The 25,264-nt window shown below is 42.0% G+C and carries 19 protein-coding genes and 1 riboswitch; of the genes, 15 read left to right on the forward strand and 4 right to left on the reverse strand.

All coding sequences use genetic code 11. The features are described from left to right. Positions 1 to 46 precede the first annotated feature (46 nt). From ABIN91_RS14440 to ABIN91_RS14460, 5 genes are all read left to right on the forward strand, one after another. Entirely contained in the window at positions 47 to 3,475 is a 3,429-nt protein-coding gene (locus ABIN91_RS14440) for a TonB-dependent receptor (RefSeq protein ID WP_348051918.1), read from the forward strand. A gap of 11 nt (positions 3,476 to 3,486) precedes the next feature. Beyond that, on the forward strand, positions 3,487 to 5,343 hold the full coding sequence (locus ABIN91_RS14445) for a RagB/SusD family nutrient uptake outer membrane protein (protein WP_348051920.1): 1,857 nt from the start codon (positions 3,487 to 3,489) through the stop codon (positions 5,341 to 5,343). A gap of 70 nt (positions 5,344 to 5,413) precedes the next feature. Beyond that, a complete protein-coding gene (locus ABIN91_RS14450) occupies positions 5,414 to 5,821 on the forward strand; it encodes a hypothetical protein (protein ID WP_348051921.1) in 408 nt (135 codons plus the stop codon). A gap of 29 nt (positions 5,822 to 5,850) precedes the next feature. Further along, entirely contained in the window at positions 5,851 to 6,849 is a 999-nt protein-coding gene (locus ABIN91_RS14455) for a DUF4466 family protein (protein ID WP_348051922.1), read from the forward strand. A gap of 198 nt (positions 6,850 to 7,047) precedes the next feature. Further along, positions 7,048 to 8,997, forward strand: coding sequence for a heparinase II/III family protein (locus tag ABIN91_RS14460; protein ID WP_348051924.1), 1,950 nt, complete (start codon positions 7,048 to 7,050; stop codon positions 8,995 to 8,997). A 164-nt stretch (positions 8,998 to 9,161) separates the two neighbouring features. On the opposite strand, the gene ABIN91_RS14465 is transcribed toward ABIN91_RS14460, so the two are convergent. From ABIN91_RS14465 to ABIN91_RS14475, 3 genes are read right to left on the reverse strand one after another with little or no spacing between them, the layout of a single operon-like run. Continuing rightward, a complete protein-coding gene (locus tag ABIN91_RS14465; protein WP_348051925.1) occupies positions 9,162 to 9,653 on the reverse strand; it encodes a DUF4231 domain-containing protein in 492 nt (163 codons plus the stop codon). 51 nt (positions 9,654 to 9,704) lie between these two features. Continuing rightward, entirely contained in the window at positions 9,705 to 12,713 is a 3,009-nt protein-coding gene (locus tag ABIN91_RS14470) for a hypothetical protein (protein WP_348051926.1), read from the reverse strand. Beyond that, positions 12,713 to 14,161 (reverse strand): toll/interleukin-1 receptor domain-containing protein, encoded by a 1,449-nt coding sequence (locus ABIN91_RS14475; RefSeq protein ID WP_348051927.1) that lies wholly within the window; start codon positions 14,159 to 14,161, stop codon positions 12,713 to 12,715. The genes ABIN91_RS14470 and ABIN91_RS14475 overlap by 1 nt, the downstream gene beginning before the upstream one ends. A 676-nt stretch (positions 14,162 to 14,837) precedes the next feature. Beyond that, a riboswitch (TPP riboswitch) is annotated at positions 14,838 to 14,930 on the forward strand. Positions 14,931 to 15,000: 70 nt separating this feature from the next. Here ABIN91_RS14475 and thiS point away from each other — a divergent pair. From thiS to tenA, 9 genes are read left to right on the forward strand one after another with little or no spacing between them, the layout of a single operon-like run. After that, entirely contained in the window at positions 15,001 to 15,204 is a 204-nt protein-coding gene (gene thiS / locus ABIN91_RS14480) for a sulfur carrier protein ThiS (protein WP_348051929.1), read from the forward strand. A 17-nt stretch (positions 15,205 to 15,221) separates the two neighbouring features. Then, positions 15,222 to 17,105, forward strand: coding sequence for a phosphomethylpyrimidine synthase ThiC (gene thiC / locus ABIN91_RS14485; RefSeq protein WP_348051930.1), 1,884 nt, complete (start codon positions 15,222 to 15,224; stop codon positions 17,103 to 17,105). Further along, positions 17,105 to 17,704 (forward strand): thiamine phosphate synthase, encoded by a 600-nt coding sequence (locus ABIN91_RS14490; protein ID WP_348051931.1) that lies wholly within the window; start codon positions 17,105 to 17,107, stop codon positions 17,702 to 17,704. The genes thiC and ABIN91_RS14490 overlap by 1 nt, the downstream gene beginning before the upstream one ends. 6 nt (positions 17,705 to 17,710) lie before the next feature. Next, positions 17,711 to 18,355 (forward strand): thiamine phosphate synthase, encoded by a 645-nt coding sequence (locus ABIN91_RS14495; RefSeq protein ID WP_348051932.1) that lies wholly within the window; start codon positions 17,711 to 17,713, stop codon positions 18,353 to 18,355. A gap of 11 nt (positions 18,356 to 18,366) precedes the next feature. Beyond that, entirely contained in the window at positions 18,367 to 19,134 is a 768-nt protein-coding gene (locus ABIN91_RS14500; protein ID WP_348051933.1) for a thiazole synthase, read from the forward strand. Next, complete coding sequence (gene thiH, locus ABIN91_RS14505) at positions 19,127 to 20,239, forward strand: 2-iminoacetate synthase ThiH (protein WP_348051934.1); 1,113 nt, start codon at positions 19,127 to 19,129, stop codon at positions 20,237 to 20,239. The genes ABIN91_RS14500 and thiH overlap by 8 nt, the downstream gene beginning before the upstream one ends. 10 nt (positions 20,240 to 20,249) lie before the next feature. Beyond that, positions 20,250 to 21,302: a HesA/MoeB/ThiF family protein gene (locus ABIN91_RS14510; RefSeq protein ID WP_348051935.1), complete on the forward strand. Its 1,053-nt coding sequence runs from the start codon at positions 20,250 to 20,252 to the stop codon at positions 21,300 to 21,302. Then, positions 21,299 to 22,135, forward strand: coding sequence for a bifunctional hydroxymethylpyrimidine kinase/phosphomethylpyrimidine kinase (gene thiD / locus ABIN91_RS14515; protein WP_348051936.1), 837 nt, complete (start codon positions 21,299 to 21,301; stop codon positions 22,133 to 22,135). The genes ABIN91_RS14510 and thiD overlap by 4 nt, the downstream gene beginning before the upstream one ends. After that, the gene (gene tenA, locus ABIN91_RS14520; RefSeq protein ID WP_348051937.1) at positions 22,122 to 22,775 is read left to right on the forward strand and encodes a thiaminase II; all 654 of its coding nucleotides are present in this window, start codon (positions 22,122 to 22,124) and stop codon (positions 22,773 to 22,775) included. The genes thiD and tenA overlap by 14 nt, the downstream gene beginning before the upstream one ends. A 386-nt stretch (positions 22,776 to 23,161) precedes the next feature. Here tenA and ABIN91_RS14525 read toward each other — a convergent pair whose 3' ends face one another. Continuing rightward, positions 23,162 to 23,767: a sigma-70 family RNA polymerase sigma factor gene (locus ABIN91_RS14525; RefSeq protein ID WP_348051938.1), complete on the reverse strand. Its 606-nt coding sequence runs from the start codon at positions 23,765 to 23,767 to the stop codon at positions 23,162 to 23,164. 209 nt (positions 23,768 to 23,976) lie between these two features. On the opposite strand from ABIN91_RS14525, the gene ABIN91_RS14530 reads away from it, so the two are divergent. Continuing rightward, the gene (locus ABIN91_RS14530) at positions 23,977 to 25,131 is read left to right on the forward strand and encodes a FecR domain-containing protein (protein WP_348051939.1); all 1,155 of its coding nucleotides are present in this window, start codon (positions 23,977 to 23,979) and stop codon (positions 25,129 to 25,131) included. Positions 25,132 to 25,264: the final 133 nt, after the last annotated feature.

The raw sequence follows: 25,264 nt of genomic DNA on the forward strand, positions 1-25,264 counted from the left end.
GAAGGGGTGTATTCGTCTCAATTTTTAAAAAGAAACAACCGAATTTATGGAAATTAATTTACAAATTCATTTTGACTGGTGGAAAATTATGAAGGTCACATTTAGTCAGTTATCAATAATACTTATACTCACAGGGCTCTCCTACGCCCGGCCCGGTAAGGCGCAATCAGTGCTAAATCAGGTGGTAAATTTGTCTGTGGATAATTCCAGCCTGGAAAGCACATTGAAAAAACTGGGGAAAGATTTTGATATCAAATTTGTTTACAGCAAAAATATAATCAGAATAGATGATAAAGTGTCTCTTAATGCTGTAAACGAAAAATTGGGGACAGTACTTGACAAGTTGCTTTGGCCCAATGGGATATCTTTTGAAGTTGTTAATGAGCGCATTATTCTGAGCAGAAATAAGAAGGCAATTGAATATGCTGAACAGGCAGGTATTGTACTGGATGAGAAGGCTCAGATAATTGTTAAAGGGAAAGTAACCGATGAAAATGGGCCGCTACCCGGGGTAAGCATTAAGCTTAAAGGTACCAATATCGTTACCATTACCGATCTAATGGGTAATTATTCGCTTAGCGTTCCGGATGGCAATGGAACTCTGGTTTTTGTATACGTTAGCTATACAACACAGGAGATAGCCATTAATGGGCGTACCAATATCAATGTTCTGCTAAAGGCGGAAACAACGGCATTAAATGAAGTTGTTGTAGTGGGCTATGGAAGCCAGAAAAAAGTTAACCTGGTAGGTTCTGTTGCTACCGTTAAAATGGACGAAAAGATAACAAGCCGGGCTCTTTCCAATGTTTCGTCGGGCCTTAGCGGGCTTGTTCCGGGTTTAGCCGCTACACAATCTACTGGCATGGCCGGTAAAAATGGCGCCGCCCTGATTATCCGCGGGCTTGGAACAGTGAATAACAGTAGCCCACTTGTAGTAGTGGACGGTATGCCGGATGTTGACATAAATAGGATCAATATAAATGACATAGAAACTATTTCGGTATTAAAAGATGCTACTTCCTCATCTGTGTATGGTTCAAGAGCTGCTAACGGTGTGATTCTTATTACCACAAAATCCGGCAAGGGGATGAAAAAAACAGCTATTAACTTTAGCAGTAATACAGCAGTTGAAGTTCCTACCAAAGGATTTGATTTTTTGTCAGATTATCCACTCGCGTTAACGCTGGAACAACGCCTGGCTTCTACCAATACCTCGCTTGCTAACCAGCGGTATAAAAATGGTACTATTGATCAATGGATGGCTTTATCAATGATCGATCCGTTGCGTTACCCCAATACCGATTGGTGGAGTATTATTATGCGAAATGGTACTTTACAAAACTATAACCTATCCGAGTCTGGTGGAAGCGACAAATCTAACTTCTTTATCTCTTTAGGGTTAAAAAACGAAAAAGGTCTGCAGATAAATAATGATTATAATCAATATAACGCACGTTTTAATTATGATTATGCGCTGCGAAGCAATATGAATACCGGTGTTAAATTTAATGGCAACTGGTCTAACTTTGTTTATGCTTTGTCTGATGGGTTTACCGATCCCAGTTCCACCAATACAGCCGGTTTAGACATGCGTTTTGCAATTGCAGGTATTACCCCTTATGATCCTGCCTCACAACATTATGGTGGTGTAATGGCTTACGGCGAAGACCCGCAAGCCTATAATCCTTATACCGTATATGTAAACAACCTTAACAGGCAGGAGCGCCAGGAAGCCAATACCAGTATGTATATTGATTGGACTCCATTTAAAGGATTAACAGGCACTGTAGAATATGCATTGAATTATTATAACCAGTTTAGCTGGAATGCCGATATACCTAACCAGGCATTTAATTTCCAAACCAATAGCTACGGAAGCCGTGTATATGTAGGCCCTAATTCGCCAATAGTAAATAATACCAATACCGGTTACAAAACCTTATTAAACGGGCGTTTAAAGTATCAAACAAACTTTGGCAAATATCATGATGTATCAGCATTGTTTGTTTATAGTGAAGAGTATTGGCATGATCGTTTTCAGGGAAGCTCAAGGAATGACCGCCTTTATCCAACACTTCACGAGATTGACGCGGCATTAACGGATATACAAACAACGGGAGGTAATTCAAGTTCCGAAGGACTTAAATCCTACATCGGGCGGGTAAACTATACTGCCTACAACAAATACCTTTTGGAGGGCGACTTTCGTATTGATGGCTCTTCCAGGTTTGCTCCGGGTCAGCAATATGGCCTTTTCCCCTCGGTAGCATTAGGTTGGCGCTTTACCGAAGAAGAGCTTTTTAAACCTTTTCTTAGCAAATTTTTAAACAGCGGTAAGTTTCGCGCTTCGTATGGTAGTTTGGGTAATAATAGTGGTGTTGGCCGTTATGAGCAGCAAACCACATTAAATACAAATAATTACATCATTGGCGGCACCGTAACCCAGGGCTTTACAAATAATAAGTTAGTTAACCAGGCATTAACCTGGGAAGTAACAACCGTGTTGAACCTGGGTTTAGACCTTAGCTTTTTTAACAGCAGGCTAACCACCGAGTTTGATTATTATAATCGCTTAACAACAGGGATGAACCGCCCTTCCGATTTGTCAAATCTACTAAGCGGCGCTTATAGCGCTCCTCGCACAAATATTGGCAATTTAAGAAACCGTGGCATTGAAGGTAATATTGCATGGCGCGATAAGGCAGGCACAGTTAACTATGGTGTTAACTTAAACGCTTCCTTTAATTCATCAACACTTGAAAAATGGAATGAATATATTGGCCGCGGCGCTACACTTTCTGGTAACAGCATTTTTCTTAACATGCCATACGGTTATGTGTATGCTTACGAGGCTATTGGCATTGCCCAAACCTGGCAAGACGTATACAATGCAGTTCCGCAGGGTGCACAACCCGGTGACATTCTTCGAAAAGATTTGAATGGCGATGGCCGTATTGATGCGAATGATATGAAGGCCTTACCTAATGTTCAACAAAAAACGCCTACTACTTTCTTCGCGTTAAACGGTTATGTGGCATGGAAAGGTATTGATGTGTCTTTTCTATGGCAAGGTTCGGCAGGTCGTAAAGATTTTTGGCTAAACAACTTTAACAACGTCAATTTTAGTTCAAGCCGGTACGCCGTTACACAGGCACACGTAGATAATCCATGGTCTCTTGAAAACCGCAATGGCCTGTGGCCGCGTCTCGGTGGAAGCGGTGGTAATACCGCCGCCTCAACATTCTGGCTGGACGACATGAGTTACCTGCGGTTAAAAAATATCCAGGTGGGTTATACCTTTCCGCAAAAATTGGTCAAAAGATTGGGTATTGCCAATTTACGTATTACCGGGTCTGCCGAAAACCTGTTAACCATAACTTCTTACCGGGGGCTTGATCCTGAAAAGGCCGGAGATAATGATAATCTCTATCCGCTCAATAAAGCTTTTTCACTTTCTGTTCAACTGGGCTTTTAAACTGCACAATTATGAAAAAAGTAAAACTAAACTCAATAAAGCTTTCTATAGCTATACTGGCAGTTTGCATGATGATGCAAACCGCCTGCAGAAAAAACTTATTATACCAGGAGCCTACTACCGATTTGGCCGCAAACGTTTTTTGGAAAACAGAGGCTGATGCCACCGCCGGATTAATGGGAGCCTATGCTGCTGCAAGGCCATGTTTTGATCGTGATTATTATTTTGACGGACAGGGCGAATATGTAAGAGACCGGAGTACAACCAATAGCACCCTGAGCGGCGATTTACGGCTGGGTGATGCCTATAACGGGGGTAATTACAATCCAACCGGCTATGGCGCAAGTTTTGATAAAATGTACAAATACTTGTATGGTACGGTTAACCGGGCTAACTATGTTATTGAAAATGTACGCAAAATGCAATCAAGTGGTGTTGTTGCATCGCCTGCCGTATTAGAAACAATTGTAGGCGAGGCCCGTTTGCTGCGGGGCCTGGCTTATTTTAAACTGATATCTATGTGGGGTGATGTTCCTTATCTCTCTAAGGTAGTATATGATAATTCGGAGGTATCGCGACTTCCGCGTTCGCCAATTGGTTTAATAAAAGATTCTATTATGGCCGATTATACGTATGCATTTGCCAAACTCCCGGTAAAATCAACCCAATTAGGCCGGGCCTCTAAGCCTGCCGCTTTAGCCTTACGCGGAAAACTACAGCTTTACTGGGCATCATGGAAAAAGAACGGCTGGCCTGAGCTGGAGGGTTTTGTGCAAAGCTCTACCGAAGCCACCGCTGCCTATACTGCTGCCGCTGCTGATTTTAATGCTGTTATAAATAATTATGGCATAACGCTATACATGAATGGCGATCCCGGCCAGATAGATGCATTAGGTAAAGCAGATATATTACCCAATTATTTCACCCTATTTACACCAAAAGCCAACGGCGACCCCGAAATGTTAATGGTTTTTACCCATGGTGGTACGGGTACCAATCAAGGCGAAGAGCTGATGCGTGATTTTGCGGGCCGTACTCAGGAAGGTTCGCAATGTTGGGTTACTCCGCGCTATGAGATAGCCAACAGATATCAATCTCTAGTAACCGGTGATTTTGTTACCCCAATGATCCCGATGAATCCTACAACCAATGTTAACGCCAGAACCACCCTTAATTCGGCAGTTAATCCAAACAGTTATGCTAATCGCGATTACCGCATGAAATCAACCATTATGTGGGATTATGAAATGAGCATTGGTATGTCTTCACTGGTATCAACAGGATTTACTCCTTATATCTACAAAACTTTTGGTATTAACGTAACTATTAACGGCGTAAATTATATTTCATACAATACAGATGGCACAAACTCAGGATACGTATTCCGGAAGTTCGTTCGTAACTATGCCGGACAAGGCCGTAGCGATGGCGACTTTGCCTGGCCGGTAATTCGGTTAGCGGATGTATACCTGATGTATGCCGAAGCGACCAATGAAGTGAGTGGGCCACTGGCAGATGCTATAACACTGGTGAACAAGGTACGCCACCGTGGCAATCTCCCGGCATTAGCTGCAGTAAAAACAGCCACTAAACAAACTTTTTTTGATGCCATTGAACAGGAAAGAATTATTGAATTAGTGGGCGAAGGCCAGCGTTCATTCGACCTGCGCAGGTGGCGGGCAATTGAAAGAGTTTGGGGGCCGCCGGGAAGCGCAGGTGTTTGGCGCATTGATACCCAAGGCGCTAACGTAACACTTTATTACCAAAATACGTCAGACAGGGAATATCAGCAAAATTATATTTTCAGGATCCCACCAAGTGAGAGGGATAAAAACCCATTGCTTACCCAGAATATTCCATGGAGATAACCGGTTTAAAAAAATAAAATGTTAAACAAATAAAGCTCGTGGAGCTTCATCAAAATCAAAAAATATAAAGATGAAAAAATATATAAAAATAATGCTGGCGCTTTTTATGGTAACACTTACCTGGGTTGCGTGCAAAAAAGATTACCCCGTAGATGAAGATGGATTGCTCATTACAACAAGGACAGATTGTTTTGTAAGTAACATTGAATTGCTGGGGACTGATTTTGTAACGGTTAGAACCGTGGCGCCCGTAATTGATACAACAGCCCAAACCATTGCGGTAACCGTACAATTCGGAACAGATCTTAAAAATATTTACCCACAATTTACCCTGGCTACGGATGCAAAGCTAGATCCTAAAGTTACCGGCAGGGTTGATTTTTCTGATTTGGCTAATCCCAAAGTATATACTGTTGTGTCGGGAAATCGTAAAGTGAGAAAGGCCTATAAAATCTTTATCACCGTTCAACCCCGTTAATCATTTTTTTTAAATTAATAATAGATCTAATGAAACGTAAATCCATATATTTCAATTATATTTTTTCCCTGGTGGTAGTACTGCTTTTTGCAGTTGGCTGTACTAAGAATAAAGAGTACGCCATCCCAACTCCAAAAGACGTTCTCCAAAATAATGTAATCAAAAGAACCCTGGGGCCTAACATTGTTGGGCAAAAAATAGAGTTTGCCTATGCAATGGCTATCCTTCCAGAAAAGGGAAAATTGGTTTCCGCAGAAGTAGAAGCTTCTATAAGCGGCGCCACAGGAACTTTCCTTGAAAATAAATCATACTATACTGATGGCGGCGGCGTTGATGTAGGCATCCAGGTTGGGTCTGCATCGGTTACAACGGCAACAAAAACCAAAGTTACATTCACCAAAGATACCTCAGCCGCCACGCTCCGGTACTATTATGTGATCCCCGAAGAGGCCCGGGGTAAAACTGTTTCTTTTACATTTTCGGCCAAAAGCAGTGATGGCGAATCTGTATCTTATAACGTTGGGCCGTATACCATAGCTAAGATGGATATGACACGCAATATTACCGTGTCTGATGGTAACCTGGCCTACTTATCCATAGCCGATATGGCTGCTTACAATGCCACAACTGCTGCATCCAGCCCGGATAAGATTGATCTTGTTTATCTGTATCGTAATCTTACAACGAGTGCCTTTAATCATGCATTAGTGTCTCCTGCTGCGGATGTGGCTTATCTTCCTGGCATAACACTACCAACGGGCGTAAACCGGAGTACTAAAATTATTAAAGTATTTAACCTGCAAGATTTCAACCTCGCGCAATTGCAATATGGTATTTATATAGATGATCTTGATTTTCTACAGATTGATTTCTCTACGGCACCCAATTACGCTATTAACCTCAAGTTAGATGCAGGGGCCTGGGTAGAAACCGCAGATGGCAAGTACAGGGCTTATATATACATGAACGCGGTTAATAACACTACAAAAAGTGCAACCATCAGTATGAAGCGCTATACGCTTAAATAGCTATTTGTAATATGTATCGTATGGGTTGTAACTCATACGATACATTATTTGAATATTGCGGGAAGCGATCTCCCGGCATATAAGCTACACCTAATTACCGTCGGGCTATGGCTACTTCAGCCCCTTATGTAACCCAGCAAACTTCATTTAATATCAGTAATAATAATCACCTACCAATCGAAAAATAATAGTTACCTCATGAAAAAAATTACATTAATTGTTTTTGCATTATTTGTTAGCGTACAGGTATTAGCTCAAAAAAAGAATGTTTTAAGCGGGAAGTTTTCAATAGAAGAATTGAGAAACATTTTAATCCCACAAACAAAGTGGACTCCTTTTCCTAAACTTCAAAATAGGGAAGGCTGGTTAGCCGCCGATCAGGAAATGCTGAAAGGCAATCTGAAAATAGCAGAAACTTATCTTAATTACAACTGGCCTTCCATACCGGCAACAAAATCTTTGCTGATTGAACGTACAGGTAACCGTAGCGAATATGAGGAGATAGCAGCAGAAAAACGTAAGGTACTCGGCATACTGCTACTTGCGGAAATATATGAAAACAAAGGCAGGTTTATAGATCCCATAATTAATGGTGTGTGGTCTATCTGCGAAGAATCTTACTGGGGAGCCCCGGCTCATTTCCCTAAAACAAAAGAATATTCGGGTTTAATGGATGTTTCACAACCCTTTGTTGAACTGTTTGGTGCAGAAACATCAACTTGTCTTGCCTGGGTAGATTATTTTTTGGGTGACAAACTTGACGCGGTTTCTCCGCAGATCAGAAAAAGGATCTACCTTGAGGTTAATAACCGGATATTTCAACCCGTAATGACTAAACCTCATAGCTGGATGACGACTAACGCCAATGGCCGGAGGCCTAATAACTGGAACCCGTGGATATGTTCAAATTGGCTCAATGCTACTTTACTGCTTGAAAAAGATGAAAACAAACGGCTTGCTATGGTTTTTAAAATACTCCATGTTTTAGACGAGTTTTTAAACCCGTATCCGCAGGATGGTGGCTGCGACGAAGGCCCCGGATATTGGGGAGCTGCCACAGCCTGTTTATATGACAATGTTTCTATGCTCAACCTGGCAACCAATAATTCCTTTCAATATGTTTATCAGGATGAGAAATTCAAAAATATGGGTAAATTTATTTACCGGGCTCAAATTAGTAAAGACTACTTTTTGAATTTTGCCGATGCCGACCCGCAACCTAGAATGGCTACCGCTTTGATCTACCGTTTTGGAAAAGATATTCAAGAACAGGACATGATGAAATTTGGTGCCTATTATCGCAGGCCTAAAAATGGGGAATTAGGATTGTCTCGCTATTTCAGAAACCTGTTTGAACTTTTTATGCAGGATGAATTTCAAAAAGCCCCACAGGGAGCGCCATTACCTAAAGATGTATGGTTGCCGGATATCCAGGTGATGATTGCAAGGGATGAACAGGGAACCGACAAAGGATTATTTGTAGCAGCCAAAGGAGGAAATAATGATGAAAGCCATAACCATAATGATGTTGGCAATTATGTAGTTTATTATGACGGGCTACCTTTGTTGATTGATGTTGGAAAAGGCACCTATACCCGTAAAACCTTCGGCAGTCAGCGATATGAGATTTGGTCCAATAATTCCGATTATCATAATACACCCACCATTAACGGAAAAGTTCAACTTCCGGGAAGTGAATACAAAGCCGGTAATATTTCTTATAAACAAGGTAAGGAATTTACTGAACTTTCTATGGATATATCAAAAGCATATCCTGCGGATGCCGGCGTAAATAGCTGGCAAAGAACAATTCACCTTAACAGAGGGAAAAATGTGGAGGTTAATGATGTGATCAGTTTAAAAAAGGCAGATGCTGTTACTCAAAATTTAATGACTTGTTACCAATCGGAAGTAAAAATACCTGGTGAACTCATTATTCATTACATGCCCAGCAAGGCAAAAGCCAGGGATTTTATTATTAAATATAATGCAAAACAACTAAGGCCAATGATTGAGAAAGTAAAACTTGGAGCACCAGAAGATAAAGGAATTGAGCAGAAATGGGGCGATAATATTTATAGGATCAGTTTTAAGATGATGGCTCCAAAAACTAATGATCACATTAATTTTGTAATAGCGCCCAAGTGAGTTTTTAGATTGAAAAAAGGAACTAAAAAAGCTATGAACGCAGAAAGATAATCTGATTCAGTAATAATTAAGGCTATTTAAAAACTAAATCTCCATATTGCACGGAGGTTTAGTTTTTTAATTTTTCAATGTTCGACGCTTTTTTGTGGCTTTTTCGATCAGCTTCAAGGTTTAGCTATCGTTTCTTCTTTAGCCGGCTTATCCTTGTCTTGCAAGCTCTTAACGGGCCACTCCCTATGTTCACTGCCTAAAATAGCCTCCACACGGGTAACAAATACCGATTCTTTGTCAATTTCGTCTTTGATGTAATCACCTACATTAAAGTTATAATAGTAAAGTTCGGGCTTCAGCATTTCGTAGGTTGTGCGTGATTTGATCCACAACTCCTGGTAATTAAATGTTTTTAAACCGGTGGTCAATATGGCTACTATGGTTGATGTTACCAACACCAATACGCTTAGGTCTATCGGTACTACAAAGTCGCCCCATTTTATGGTTTTTAGTGCTGCAAAAACTGGGGTAAGCGCCGTAAGCACGATCAGTATCCATTGAAAGCGCTTATACTTCTTTTGGTTTCTGCCCGATGTTGCCTCATAATAATTCAATTGATCCTGGTAGCGGTTGGCTACATAATCGTCAAATGCTGCTTTGTCCATGGTGATGGGTTGATTTTGGTTTTTAAATATAATGTTTTCTAGGATCCGTATTTATTGTAAAAGGTTAGCTATGTTAGCTTTGAACATTTTATGATAATTTTCGAACATCGTTTTTTGCTGTTCAGAAAATTTAGTTTTATACTCTTTATTGGTAATCAGTGATCTGTACATTTCGTCTATCTCTTGTAACGAAAGTTTAATATTATCAAGATAATCTATGTCGCCCTGGTAAAGGTTAGTAACCGGCATACTCATAAAATAGGTCATCGTTGTTTTATACAGTTGGGTTACGTTGGTTGGCTCGAGCAAATACTTCGAGAACTCATCATTTTTTCCAAGGCCAACTGTATAATAATCAAAAGGAGAAAAGTGGGTTAGCTTGTTTTGTTTATACAAACTCAAGGGGCTTTCGGTGCTCCATAACGATAAAATGCCATCTCGTGAGCCTGTGATTAGGGTGTTCTTATCGGCCGAAAATGAAGTATATATAACATCAGATTCCCGTGCTTTCATTATCCGCAAACGTTTCATTGTGCGCAAATCCCATAAGATCGTTAAATAATCATTACTTCCACTTAATAAAAAATTGCCATCGCGTGATATCGAAAGATGGTTAACCCTGCCGGTGTGCCCAAATAACAGTTTAAGCGATCTGGGATAATGGTGTGCATCTGATAAATTCTCTTTTTTATCAGCTTCGTTCAAGTTTTGAATTCTCCATGTTTCAATGCCCCCATCAGGTTCACCGACTATCAGGTAACGATCTTTAGGGTCAACAGCTATTGAAGTGATAGATGTCGATCCACGGTACGGGGCAAAACGATATACTTCCCTTATTTTTTCTGGTCTTGATACATCTATTCTGTAAATAATTTTATAGCCGCTTGCATAACCCACGGCAATGTGTTTATTATCATTCAAAAAAACAGATCCTACCTGTTGCGATCCCTTATACTTATCTGGCAGGGCACAAACAAATGATCTGGTTTTATAATTATAAACCGTATCGAGTACTATAATATATTCTCCGTTGTTCGAAACGCTGATATTATGAGCGTCGATGCTTCCCAAACCTGCCCCGAATTTATTTAAAACATGTCCGTCGCTATCTTGAATCTTTGCCGTTGCTTTGTTATCATGACTAACAATATATCTTTTACCATTTAAGGAAAGATATTTAAGGTGCTCAAAATATGTTCCGGTCTCACTTCGTATCGATTCCAGCATTTGGGTTTTAATATTCCAGATCGAGTTAGAGTGCCTGTTCAATACCGAAAGGTGGGTTTGGTCAGTAATTATCGCATCATTTAGATCATCATCACCATAAAGTTCCGAAACGGGGTACGAACTCAATAAATAACCATAGTTCAATTTTTCATATTCGTTAATAAACTCGTCTATTTTTTCGTCGTTTCTGAAAATTTCTTTTGCCTGTTGCGCAATAATATAACTCAAAGTAGGATTGTCGCGCCTGATAGTACTCAATATTGTTAATATCCGGTTTTGCCGGGCTAGGCGCTCATTTTGCGTTGCCTTTGCCGTTAAGCCATCTGCTATCGATCTTTGTTTGATCGCCTCTTGCCGTTGCCACTCGGCTTCTTTTTTTTCCGCGGTTGTGACGATGATAAAAAGTATCCCGATGATCAACAGTATACTTAAACTTATCCAGCCAAATATCTGCTTCCTCTTTTTAGATGTCTTTGTTCTCTCTTCTGCAATTTTTTCTGTATCCCTAAGCACCTGTTCAACCGCCGCCATGCGGGCAACATCGGCATTTACCGGGGCAATAAATCTATCGTGGCATAGCTGGTAAAAATTATCATGTCCTACAATCTCGCGTATAAAACCGGTTGATAATAATACCGATGTAGTGATTTTAAAGATCGAGTTGGGATCATCGGAGTCAGATAGTTTTTTGGCCAGTACCAGGTCCCTCGAATCCTCCACCACCAGTTCCGTAATAATATATAGCCGGTGTTGGTCAAACTCGGCATCTGAAAGTGGTATGTGTTTCTCTGCGATTGTATCTTTTACCTGCTGCCAGGTATTGTTGTAAAAATCGTTAATAATATCGCCGATAGGGGGGATCTGCCTTTCGGACACCACGATTGTGCCGCTTGCCGCCTTCCTTTTCACACCACTGGCTATAATGCCCTTTTCTATATTACTAAAAACGATCTGTAACTGTATCGGATCTATCAGCTCTGTATCGCTATCGGCTATCTCAGCCAGCTTGCGCTCTACAATATCAATGCTCTCAAATTCAAACTTAGGTGAGGCAAAATCGCCATCGGCCTGGCTAGGCTTTAGTACCGCTTCCTTGGCGCTTTCCTTGTTTAAATGCTTGAGTACGATATCGTTTTTTAAAATATCGGGTATCACATCCGATAAGAGGCTCATCGTGCCCAGCTTATCTTCCCGAACCACAAAAATGAGCTTTACGTTCAGTGGCTCTTTTAAAAAATCGCTATTGGCATTAAACTCGTTCTTTTCTTCTTCGGTAAGGTCTTCTTTTTCAACAATAAGCGCCGTATTGGCTAATATTTGTTTATGCAGTTTAGCTGGTATATCAGCACTTAATAACTCGGCCAGCGCAGCTTTAAAACCCGCTATTTGTTTCTGATCAAAGCCTTGCAGCTGCTCAAACTGGTCAAAAATGATCAGCAGTTTTTTATTGGTTTTGGATAGCTTTTTGGCCAGCACCCATAATTTATCATTGCTGGTATTAATATAGGGTAGTTCTATACCGGTCAACGGCGGCAGGCTGTCCTTAACCTTCCGGATCATATCATCAATAAGCACTAAACCTGCGGTAGGCTCATCAAAACGAACGGTCAACGCTAAATAGTCTGGTTGGTTCGCCTTCAGTAAAGGCAATAAGCCAGCCTGTATTACCGAACTTTTCCCTGTTCCCGATTCTGCATGCAGCACCAGCGTTTGGTTCAGTATTACCTGGGTATACAAGCGCTGTGAGTCTTCATTTCGCCCAAAAAAGATATCCTTATCTTCTTCGCGGTAAAAATTTAGTCCCGGGTAACGGTATTTTTTTTCGGTGTGCATCAGTCTTCCTTTAATTTGGTTAATACACAACCTATAAAAGCATCAAATTCGGCCTTTTTATTGTCCGCTATGTCAAAGCGTTTGGTTTGGCTGTCGGTAGTAATATCGGTATAGCCAAGGTTTAGGTTCAGCTTATCGCCAATGTTGGTAATGAATTGATTAATAAAGGTGAATATTTTTAAATAGTTATTGCACTCCTCGGTACCCAGCCGCGCAGGGTCGCCCGATATCTCCTGGTATTTTTCGAACCAATATTTTTTATATATCTTTTGTATCTCGTCCTTACCTTTATCAGCGGCTATAATGGCCGAAGCGTCTGTCATCATCACTACAAATATCCGTTTATCCTTATCAGGATATTCCGTTACCCGGATGGCCTCAAGCATGCAATACATCGACTTTAGATATTTATCACTGATCACCATAATCACCGTTTTGCCTGAGCCAATGGTATCCATAAAACTATTAATGCTCCCGCCAAAACTCAGGTCCCGTTTATCCCTGAATAGGGTGTAAATATTATCTGTTCTATCGGCGAAACACTGGTCAATCAGGTTAACTATATTCTCGCGCTCAGCGTTGGTATCGTCCTTCCATGCATACGAAATAAAAGTACTGTATTTGCCCGTAGCGCTTGGTTTGCGCAAATCTTCGGTACAACGGGCCAAAATATTGTCTATACATTGTGTGGCGTTCTCGGTAGTGAACTCCATATTTACCGAGTTTTCCATAATCATGCTAATATTATCGGTAGCCTCCGTTAGTAGTGTGCAAATGTTCGTTTTGCGGTGCAGGCCAAGCTTATGGCAAACCAATTGGTAATACCACGAATCGAACTTAAATCCCAGGAATAGGAAACTATTGGCTATGCTTTTTAAATAGATCTCAATATTATCCGGCAACGAATTTACGGCCAGTAACAATTGGATAGATTCGTAAAGCTTGGTATGTGTTAGAATAAGCGACTGCGCTATTTCCTGCGTGCCCAACAAGTTATAAATAATAGGTATTTGCTTGGTGGGTATGGGCAGCGAGTTAAATAGCGCTTTGGAATCGGCAGCAAAATATCCCTGTTGATACGCTATTGATTTGCGTTTGTATATGTTGTTTAAAGCCTCATCAGGGCAAACATTTATAATGAGCGGGAATTTGATACGCGATATTTTTTCGAGTAATACCGGGTCGCCCACATTCTTATAAAACTCACTTACGCGGCTGCTTACGCGGGTTTCGCCAAAATTGTCTTTAAAATAAAATAGGTTGTCACCACTTAAATATTTTGATCCCGGTGCATAAGTATCAACTAATTGCGAAAAATGAGTTTTATAATCTACTCCGGTTTGGCTTACAGAAAGCTCAGGCCCCAGTATCAGCACGCACTGACCCTGACCCGACAGGATATTCTCGGCTATAGCTTGGTACAGTTGCTCTAAATGTTCGGGCATCATGATAAATTTAACATGATATAGCCTGTTTAAGCAATAACGAAATCATATTTAAAGTTTAGGTTGTGTAACATTAGTAAATCCAGTGGTGACCATTAAGCCCTGCCCTGAATATTACATTAATATTAACATGATAAACTTAAATATTTTTTAGGTCAAAAAGAAATGAGAATAATAAGATTATCAATAATTTATGATGCACCGAAAATAGGGGCAATAGAGGATCTTGAAACGTGGCTCGAACCATTTAATTTAGGAAGCTAACAACCTCAGTCTGTTAGAAAGGGGTTCGAGAAGTTTCCCCTACGGGCTACTTGTATATTATGGAGATGTGACTACCTTATTTCGGGTCAAATTGACCACTGGGTTAGCCGACTTTGGTTGCAGTAATGCCATAAAAGCATATACAAAAATAGTTATTTAAAAGGTAATAATATCTGGAAAGGGAATAGGGTACCGAAATTGGTGCCGTTTAGGCTGGATCGGGTTGTACTAGATCTGGAATTTCTTAGAAAGCGTTGCTGCGAGAAGCTATAATAACAGATGAGAACTTCTTGTATTTTTTGTTCTCCCATGATCCCACCGGGATAACTTTTACCCCGTGTAGATTCACATAAGCGGTTAACATTTGCCCACTCAAGAATAATTTGGTTATTCTTAAAACTTTTCTATATGTTTACTGCAACTTTAGGGGTGTCCTTTACGGACTGAGATAATACCCTTTGAACCTGATGCAGTTAGTACTGCCGAAGGGAAAAGTGACGACAACTTTACCTGATATTTAAGTTGTTTTTTCTTTCCTCCATACGGGGCCATTCCTAAAAGTTGTTTTTAGATACAGAATGGAAATTACCGTCAATCAACAAATTTACCAGGTTACCGATGTTTGCAGCGTGCAACATTTACTTACGGCTGTATTAAATATCCCCGCTAAAGGTATTGCAGTGGCTGTTAACCAGGCCATTATTTCTAAAGCGAGTTGGGAAAGCCATATCCTCCATCCCGGCGATCAGGTCATTATCATCAAAGCCACACAAGGCGGCTAACCATAAAATCCAAACAAATGAAGCAAGAAAAAATTCCGACAGACCATGTATTGACTACCGCTCCCTTTCCGGCCTCGAAAAAGGTTTTTGTACAGGGGCAGCTGCACGACATACAGGTAGCCATGCGCGAGATAAGTTTAAGCGATACCAAACTGCATGGTAGGTTCGGCGAAACCGAACCAAATGCGCCGGTTACCGTATACGACACCAGCGGCCCTTACACCGATGTTAATGCGGAGATAGATGTAAAAAAAGGCTTGTCGCGCCTGCGTGAACAATGGATCATGGACAGAGGCGATGTGGAACGGTTGGACCATATTTCATCACAATATGGACAGCAACGTTTAAACGACAAAAGCCTCGATAGCCTGCGTTTCAACCATACCACCAAACCTTTCCGCGCCAAAGCGGGGATGAATGTATCGCAAATGCATTATGCCAAAAAAGGGATCATTACGCCCGAAATGGAATATATCGCTATTCGTGAAAACCAGCGGATCGATCTTTTGAAAGAACAACTCAACGGGCAATATGAAGTAATGAGCCATCAGCACCAGGGCCATAGCTTTGGAGCGAATACGCCGAAAGGTTCAATCACGCCGGAGTTTGTGAGGCAGGAAGTAGCTGCCGGACGCGCGGTGATCCCATCCAACATTAATCACCCCGAAATTGAGCCGATGATCATTGGCCGTAATTTTCTGGTAAAGATCAATGCCAATATCGGCAACTCGGCAGTTACCTCAAGTATCGAAGAAGAAGTAGAAAAGGCAGTATGGGCCTGCCGTTGGGGCGCTGATACCATTATGGATCTTTCCACCGGAAAGAATATTCACGAGACCCGCGAATGGATCATCCGTAATTCACCTGTTCCTATTGGTACGGTACCCATCTACCAGGCATTAGAAAAAGTAAACGGTAAAGCCGAAGACCTGACTTGGGAATTGTTCCGCGATACCCTGATCGAGCAGGCTGAGCAAGGCGTTGACTACTTCACCATTCATGCCGGCGTATTGCTGCGCTATGTGCCTTTAACCGCCAAACGTATTACGGGCATCGTATCACGTGGCGGTTCAATTATGGCGAAATGGTGTTTAGCGCATCATAAGGAAAACTTCCTTTACACACATTTCGAAGAGATCTGTGAGATCATGAAAGCTTACGATGTGTCGTTTTCACTAGGTGACGGTCTGCGCCCCGGTTGTATTGCCGATGCGAATGATGCGGCCCAATTTGGTGAACTGGAAACTTTGGGTGAATTGACCAAAATTGCCTGGAAACATGATGTGCAAACCATTATCGAAGGCCCTGGCCATGTGCCGATGCACCTCATTAAGGAAAATATGGAGAAACAATTACAACATTGCTCAGAGGCTCCGTTTTATACATTAGGGCCATTGACTACGGATATCGCGCCAGGTTATGACCATATCACTTCAGCCATTGGTGCGGCCATGATCGGCTGGTTTGGTACGGCGATGCTTTGTTATGTGACGCCTAAAGAGCACTTGGGCTTGCCGAATAAAAAAGACGTAAAGGATGGCGTAATAACTTATAAGATTGCTGCTCATGCTGCTGATCTGGCTAAAGGGCATCCCGGTGCGCAATACCGCGATAATGCGCTGAGCAAGGCCCGCTTTGAGTTTCGGTGGGAAGACCAGTTCAACCTGTCGCTTGACCCGGATACCGCAAAAGAGTTTCATGATGAGACCTTGCCTGCTGACGGTGCGAAGATCGCACACTTCTGTTCCATGTGCGGCCCAAATTTTTGTTCAATGAAGATCACACAGGATGTACGGGAATATGCCAAAGAAAACGGTATGGAGGAAGAAGACGCTTTAGCAAAAGGTATGGCAGAAAAATCAAGAGAGTTTACTGAAAAAGGCAGCGAAATTTATTTGTAATGGAACTGATCGTCATATCCGATCCCGGAGCAGTTGCCGATGAAGCGTCAATCATCAACCGGCTTTTTGAAGCGGGTATGACGCGCTTTCATTTGCGTAAGCCGGATTGGAAAATTGACCAGTTTATTGATCTGCTGTTGGGCATAGATCCCACATTTTACAACGCTATAGCATTACATCAGCAACATTACTTAACCGGTACTTTTGGTATAAAGCGCTTGCATTACACTGAAAACCAACGGGTAATAACCGGCACGGAAAAATTAACACAACAAAACCAAAAAGGCTATACGCTAAGTACTTCGGTACATCATATTGCGCATATATCTTTACTGGAATACTTCGATTATGCCTTTTTTAGTCCGGTGTTTAACAGCATATCCAAACCAGGCTATCAAAGCCAGTTGGAGGATGGCTTCCGTTTAGAAAAAGTTAACGCGCTGCCTAAAGTGATCGCACTGGGCGGAATTGATGAAACAAACCTGGAGCGAGTCCGGGAAATGAATTTTGATGGTGCGGCGGTACTGGGTGCGATATGGAATGATCCTTACCAGGCGGTCGCTACTTTCAAAAGGTTAAAAGATTTAGCAAATAACTAAAGAGGGATGATCGACAGATTACATTACATATCGCAACAGCCAGAAAATGGCACACATATCACCGCGATAAAAGCCGCGCTCGAAGCCGGTGCCCGGTGGATACAATTGAGGGTTAAAAACCAACCTGAAGAAGATATTCTGCAATATGCGCTTTATGCAGGTGAATTATGCAAAGAATATGGCGCGAAACTGATCGTGAATGATCATCCTGAAATTGCCTTGAAGGCAGGCGCTTATGGTCTGCACCTCGGCCTGGATGACATGCCGGTTGAAAAGGCTCGGGCTATTGTTGGTAAAAGCATGATCATTGGCGGTACTGCCAATACCTTTGAGCATATCAAACAAAGGGTTGCAGAAGGTGTGGATTATATCGGCCTGGGGCCATACCGGTTCACCAAAACCAAACAAAAGCTCAGCCCCATATTAGGTTTGGAAGGCTACGCGGAGATCATCAAACGGGTGAGACTGGCAGATATTCAAATACCTATTATAGCTATAGGCGGCATAGAAGAACAGGACATTAGCGCTATCATGAAAACCGGGTTATATGGTGTAGCAGTTTCGGGCGCGATCACTTATGCGGTTGATCCGGCACAAACTGTTCAGCAGATGTATGAGCAACTAAATACCAATTCCTTAAAGGAAGTTTAAAACGATAAGAAATGTTAAGAATAGCCGATAAAACTTTTAGTTCACGCCTGTTTACAGGTACAGGAAAATTCAGTTCGTCTTCTCTAATGGAAGAGGCCTTGTTGGCGTCAGGTTCTGAACTGGTTACGGTCGCCCTAAAACGGGTCGATGTCAAAAACAATGAGCAGGATGATCTGCTGATCCGTTTAAAATACCCACATATCAATTTGCTGCCCAATACCTCGGGAGTGCGCAATGCTAAGGAAGCGGTTTTTGCCGCCCAATTGGCGCGTGAGGCCCTGGAAACTAACTGGATCAAACTGGAGATACATCCTGATCCTAAATACCTAATGCCCGACCCGATAGAAACACTAAAAGCAACAGAGGAACTGGCTAAACTGGGCTTTATTGTTTTGCCTTATATCCATGCCGACCCGGTGCTTTGTAAACGCTTAGAAGATGCGGGTACGTCGGCAGTAATGCCCTTAGGCTCGCCTATAGGAAGCAACAAAGGCTTAAAGACGATCGATTTTTTAGAGATCATCATCAGCCAAAGTAATGTACCGGTGATCATTGATGCCGGTATCGGCTCACCATCGGATGCGGCCTGGGCCATGGAAATTGGCGCCGATGCGGTTTTGGTCAACACGGCAATCGCCGTTTCCAGTAACCCGGTACAAATGGCAGCCGCTTTTAAATTGGCCGTTGAAGCCGGACGTATGGCTTTTGAAGCAAAATTAGCCTCACCTGTTTCACATGCGATAGCCAGCAGCCCGTTAACCTCATTTTTAGATGAATAGCTTTAACGACCTTTTTGAAACGTATAACTGGGACGAAACCAAAGCCAGTATCTATGCGAAGACCAGTGACGATGTGGAACGGGCTTTATCGGCTACTAAAAGAACTTTAGACGATTTCAAAGCTCTCGTATCGCCTGCTGCGGCACCTTACCTGGAGCAAATGGCACAGATCAGCCAGCAACTTACTTTAAAACGTTTTGGTAAGGTGCTGCAAATGTACGTACCGCTTTATTTATCAAACGAGTGCAGCAACATCTGCACCTACTGCGGCTTTAGCTATGACAATAAGGTGAAGCGTAAAACGCTTTCGCCAATGGAGATCATGCAGGAGGTTGCGGTGATCAAAGATATGGGTTACGAGCATGTGTTGCTGGTTACCGGTGAAGACAATGTGAACGTACACGTAGATTACTTTAAAAAAGTACTGGAACTGATCCGTCCGCATTTCGCGCATATCTCTATGGAAATACAACCTATGGATCTGGAAGATTATGAGCAGTTAACCCCCTATGGTTTAAATACCGTATTGGTGTATCAGGAAACTTATCATCAGGAAGATTATAAAAAGCACCACCCGAAAGGTAAAAAATCAAATTTCAAATATCGGGTGGAAACGCCCGACCGACTGGGAAAAGCAGGGATACACAAAATGGGGCTTGGGGTATTGATCGGCCTCGAAGACTGGCGCACCGATTGTTTTTTTACGGCGCTGCACTTAAATTACCTGGAAAAGAAATACTGGCAAAGTAAATACAGCCTGTCATTCCCAAGGTTGCGCCCATTTAGTGGTGGCCTGGAACCTAAAGTAGAGATGAGCGACCGGGAACTAGTGCAGCTGATCTGCGCTTACCGTTTATTCAACGAAGAAGTAGAATTATCGATCTCTACCCGCGAATCACCAAATTTCCGTAACAACATCATCAAATTGGGCATTACATCCATCAGTGCCGGTTCAAAAACAAATCCGGGTGGCTATATCGTAGAACCCGAATCGCTGGAACAGTTTGAAATTAGTGATGAGCGAAGCCCTGCCGAAATTGCCCAGGTAATTACGGCGCAAGGTTATGAGGCAGTATGGAAAGACTGGGATAATTGTTTAGCTTAAATTAACAGGTATGCTTAGCCGCGAAGAATTAAAACAATATAACCGCCAAATTATCTTACCGGAATTGGGTATTGGCGGACAGGAAAAACTGAAGGCAGCCAAGGTTCTGATGATCGGTGCGGGAGGTTTAGGTTGCCCCGTTCTACAATACCTGGTAGCAGCCGGTGTTGGTAATATGGGTATTGTGGACGATGATGTAGTTGACCGAAGCAATCTGCACCGGCAGATCTTATATTCCGTTGCCGATGTGGGGAAACCGAAAGCGGTAACAGCCCAACAAAAACTCGAACAAATTAATCCACATGTGACGATAACCGCTTATCAGGAACGCGTCACCGACGAAAATGCCGCAAGACTTATTGGAGCATACGATCTGATCATAGATGGCTCAGATAATTTTCCGACCAGGTATTTGATCAACGATACTTGTGTTACGCTGAACAAACCGCTGGTTTTTGGTTCTATATTTAAGTTTGAGGGGCAGGTATCGGTTTTTAATTACCTTAAAGGGCCAAACTACCGGGATGTGTTTGCCGAAGCACCGCCCGAAGACGAAGTACCCAACTGTGCTGAGATCGGCGTGATTGGTGTACTGCCAGGTATGATCGGGACGCATATGGCCAATGAAGCGATCAAGATCATTTGCAAGATAGGCGAAACACTTTCCGGCAGGTTATTAAGTATAAACGCACTGGATAACAGCATAAATATTTTTAAGATAGCCGGGCAAAAGCAAACCATACAGAAACCTGCGACAACTGAAGAGAAGCTCGCTGAAATTGCGAATGAAGAGATTTCGATAGACCTGTTAAAAACATGGATGGCGAGAACGCCTGAAAAAGTTTACCTGGTAGATGTGCGCGAGGGCTATGAATTTGAGGATTACAACATTGGGGGCGTAAATGTATCCCTATACGATCTAAATGAGCATATTTCGACTTTTCCTGCTGATAAAAAACTCGTCTTTATATGCCAAATGGGTCAGCGAAGCAAAATGGCCGTTAATATTGTCAAGCCGTACTTTAAGGGAGAAATTTTCAGCGTAAAAAATGGAATTTCATGAGCCAGCAATTTAAATATACTGCCGTACTTACTATTGCCGGGTCAGACAGTGGCGGAGGCGCGGGCATACAAGCGGATCTGAAAACCTTCAGCGCTTTGGGCTGCTATGGCACATCGGCCATTACCGCGGTTACCGTTCAAAATACTTTAGGGGTAACTGGTATCCACAGCATTCCGCCGGAAATAGTCCAGGGGCAGATAAGGTCTGTGATGGATGATATTAAACCGGCAGCGATCAAAATAGGCATGGTACACTCCGCTGAACTGGCCATCGCTATTGCCGACGTTTTAAAAGATTACCCCGATATCCCGGTCATTTTCGACCCGGTAATGGTATCAACCAGTGGTCACCGACTGATAGAAAGCGATACTATAGCTACCCTTAAAAAAGAACTATTTCCGATAGCAAAAGTGATCACTCCTAATTTGGACGAGGCGGAGCTACTTTCAGCGATGAAGATCAGCACAGTTGGTGATATGAAAGAAGCCGCCAGCCGGATGATCAGTGCGGGATGTAACGCTGTTTTAGTAAAAGGCGGCCATACCAAAGGTGCCGAGCTGTTTGATGTCTACCTTGACAAGAACGGATCTGAAAAGATATTTCGTTCCGCTGCTATACAAACCAATAATACACATGGCACCGGATGTACGCTTTCTTCGGCTATAGCATCTTTTATTGCTCTAGGTGATGAAATGATTATCGCAATAGAAAAAGCAAAAATATATGTCCACCAGGCCATCCTTTCCGGAAAGGATGTGAAAACAGGAGAAGGCCATGGACCATTAAACCATTTTTTTGAACCTCATCAAATGATCAAACATGAAATGGAGTGAAAGCGTATGGCAAAAAGCCGAGCCTGTATTTGAGGGGATAATTACCATGCCTTTTATCCGGGAACTGATCGCAGGTACATTAGCATTAGAAAAATTCAAATTTTACATTGCCCAGGATTCCAAATATCTGGAGCATTTTGGCCGGGCATTGGCGTTGATCGGGGCACGGTCAAATCGGGTGGATCTTGTACTTGATTTCATTAGATTTGCAGAAGGGGCCATTGTTGTGGAAAACGCCTTACACGCCAGTTATTTTAAAGAATACGGTATTGACAAAAACCTAAGTCAATCACTGGCCTGCCATCATTATACCAGCTACCTCCTTAAAGAAGCAGCATTGGCACAGGTAGAAGTTGCCATGGCATCAGTATTGCCCTGCTTTTGGATCTATAAAAAGGTTGGCGATCACATCTTTCAGCAGCAGCACAAACAAAATAACCCTTACGCAACCTGGATCGATACCTACGCTGGGGAAGAGTTTGGCTTACTGGTCGAAAAGGCGATCAATATATGTGATGAAGCCGCTAATAGCTGTACGGCGATACAGCAGGAGAAAATGACGGAAGCATTTCTATATTCGTGCCAGTTGGAGTGGCTATTCTGGGATGGTGCCTGGCGATTGGAACACTGGCCCTTTTAACCATACAATATGTAAGTGTAATGAGTGTTGGTCGACACAATGAGCCTGTTCATCGTCTCAATATAGATCTTATGGCTGTATAAACGATATAGCGATATATTGGTATTTAAAGAATTATAAAGTTCATACTACTTCGAATTAAACCATTACGCTTATTTTCCGTATAATGGCTGATTAGAGCTAATAGATGATGTTCAGGAGTTCTGGTCATTTTGTGATGTTGACATTGAACCTGCCTGTAGCGGGATCTTGGGCTACGGTTCCCAGGTTCATGAAACGCACAGTTACTGTATCAGCTGCGCTGATCCAGGCCATGTAACTCCCCATCGCTCTGTGATCGAAGCCGCAGGAATACCTAAAGAAACGGTATCGCCGGCAACTGCTTGCTAAAGGGTTGCATTACAAAAACAAGCTAAAACAACTAAGTACCTCAGGGATGTACGTAAGTGTTTTAAAGCTACTGTTAACTGATTTTCTACCGTGCGTTTTGATATACCCAATTTTACAGCTATTTCGTTAATTGATAAATTATCCCTGCGGCTCAAGCTATATATCTCGCGGCAACGTTTGGGTAGGTCGTTTAGCAATATATCAATTTTGTCTTGCATTTCCTGTTCGTCCAGTTTGGTTTCACCGTCATTATAGGCTTGCTGGTCGGGCATTAAATAGGCTGTGTCTTCGGCGTATTCGTAATCTTCAACGTATTGTATCGGGATGGCCTTTAAGGTTTGCCGTTTACGTATACCATGGTAACTGGCAGCAGTAATAACATAAGCTTTAAATAACGAAATATTCAGTTGAAGGCGTTTGGTCCAGATGTTAAGGAAAATATCATGCGCAATTTCTAATGCAGCCTCTTCATCTTTAACATACTTGTGGGCAACGCTATAAACTGTAGACCAATGACGTTCAAATAATAGATTAAACGCCTTTTCATCATTAAGTTTAATAGCCTCAAATAGTTCTGAGTCTGTTAAAGTTTTGCCTGGCATATAATTGGGTGCGATAAAACTATGCAATATAAACCGGGAATGAAAAATATTTATGAATTTAAAAACTGATAATACGCTGTTTATGTGGGCTTTTTTTACCGAGATCGAAAAAATGAAGTATGTTTTTTATTTTTTTATGTGTGTTGAAAAGCTTTTATGTATCTGTACTTATATAACCCAATTATAAACCCCTAAAGGTTCAAATATTCATGACAGAAGAACAATATCTTTCGCTATGCGAGAAGTATTTACAAGGCAATTGTAATGCCCGCGAAGAAGCCCTTATAAAAAGCTATCAGAATGAGCACGGGTTGGGCGAGGATGATCTGGTGGCGGGTTATACTATTGCCGATAAAGAACGTGTAAAACAACTGCTTTATAATAAACTACAGGCAAGCCTTCATGCGCAACAAACACGTGTTATTGGCATGCGCCGTTGGGTTTATGCCGTTGCCGCATCTGTATTGGTGTTTTTATCGGTCGGTATTTATATAATAAATACCCGTAAAAGCACCTCTGTAATTGCTAAAGTTAATACCCCGGCCCGGCAAAAAGATATACAGCCCGGAACCAATAAGGCGATCTTAACACTAGCTAACGGTAAACATATCCAACTTGATGATGCCAAAAATGGCGTATTAAGTAAGCAAGGTAACTCGGCCATAACCAAATCGGGTAATGGTATAGTTATTAAAAATGGTAGCGGTAACGCTCTTGCTGATATTGCTTTAAACACCATTACCATACCACGCGGCGGCAAATACAACATCACCCTGCCCGACGGTACCCATGTTTGGCTTAACGCTTCATCATCATTAACATTCCCTACAGTATTTACCGGCAACCAACGTAAGGTGGCTGTAACCGGCGAAGCTTATTTTGAAGTGGCCAAAAACAAAGCCATGCCTTTTAAAATTGATGTGAACGGCAAACAGGTTGTTGAGGTATTAGGTACCCATTTTAACATTAACGCTTATGCCGACGAGCGTACCATAACCACTACACTGTTAGAAGGTTCGGTCAAAATAAACTATCAGGATAAGTCGACATTGATAAAACCCGGCGAAATGGCGGTTAATACCGATGGCAGCGGCGTAACCGTTAAACCGGCTGATGTTGATGAGGTAATGGCCTGGAAAAACGATCAGTTTGTTTTTAACAGCGAAAACATTGTATCTATCATGAAAAAAATATCACGGTGGTATGATGTTGATGTTATTTTTAAAGGTGATATGGCCAAAATAAACTTTGATGGTAACTACTCGCGGGCTAAAGGACTATCAAGCCTGCTTAAAAATATCGAATTAGTTGATAAGGTCCGTATTGTTACGGAAGAAAGGAGGATCACGGTTATAGCAAAATAATTACATCCCAAAAAGATCCAAAAACCGGGAGTGTTGAGACCACCCCCGGCGTTGATCAGCCTTGAAGGTTGATAAAGGATAAAAAAACCAATTAGATCGTTAACCAATTATTTAATCCTAAAACAAATGTATA

The sequence above is a fragment of the Mucilaginibacter sp. genome, assembly GCF_039921305.1.
Taxonomy (GTDB): domain Bacteria; phylum Bacteroidota; class Bacteroidia; order Sphingobacteriales; family Sphingobacteriaceae; genus Mucilaginibacter.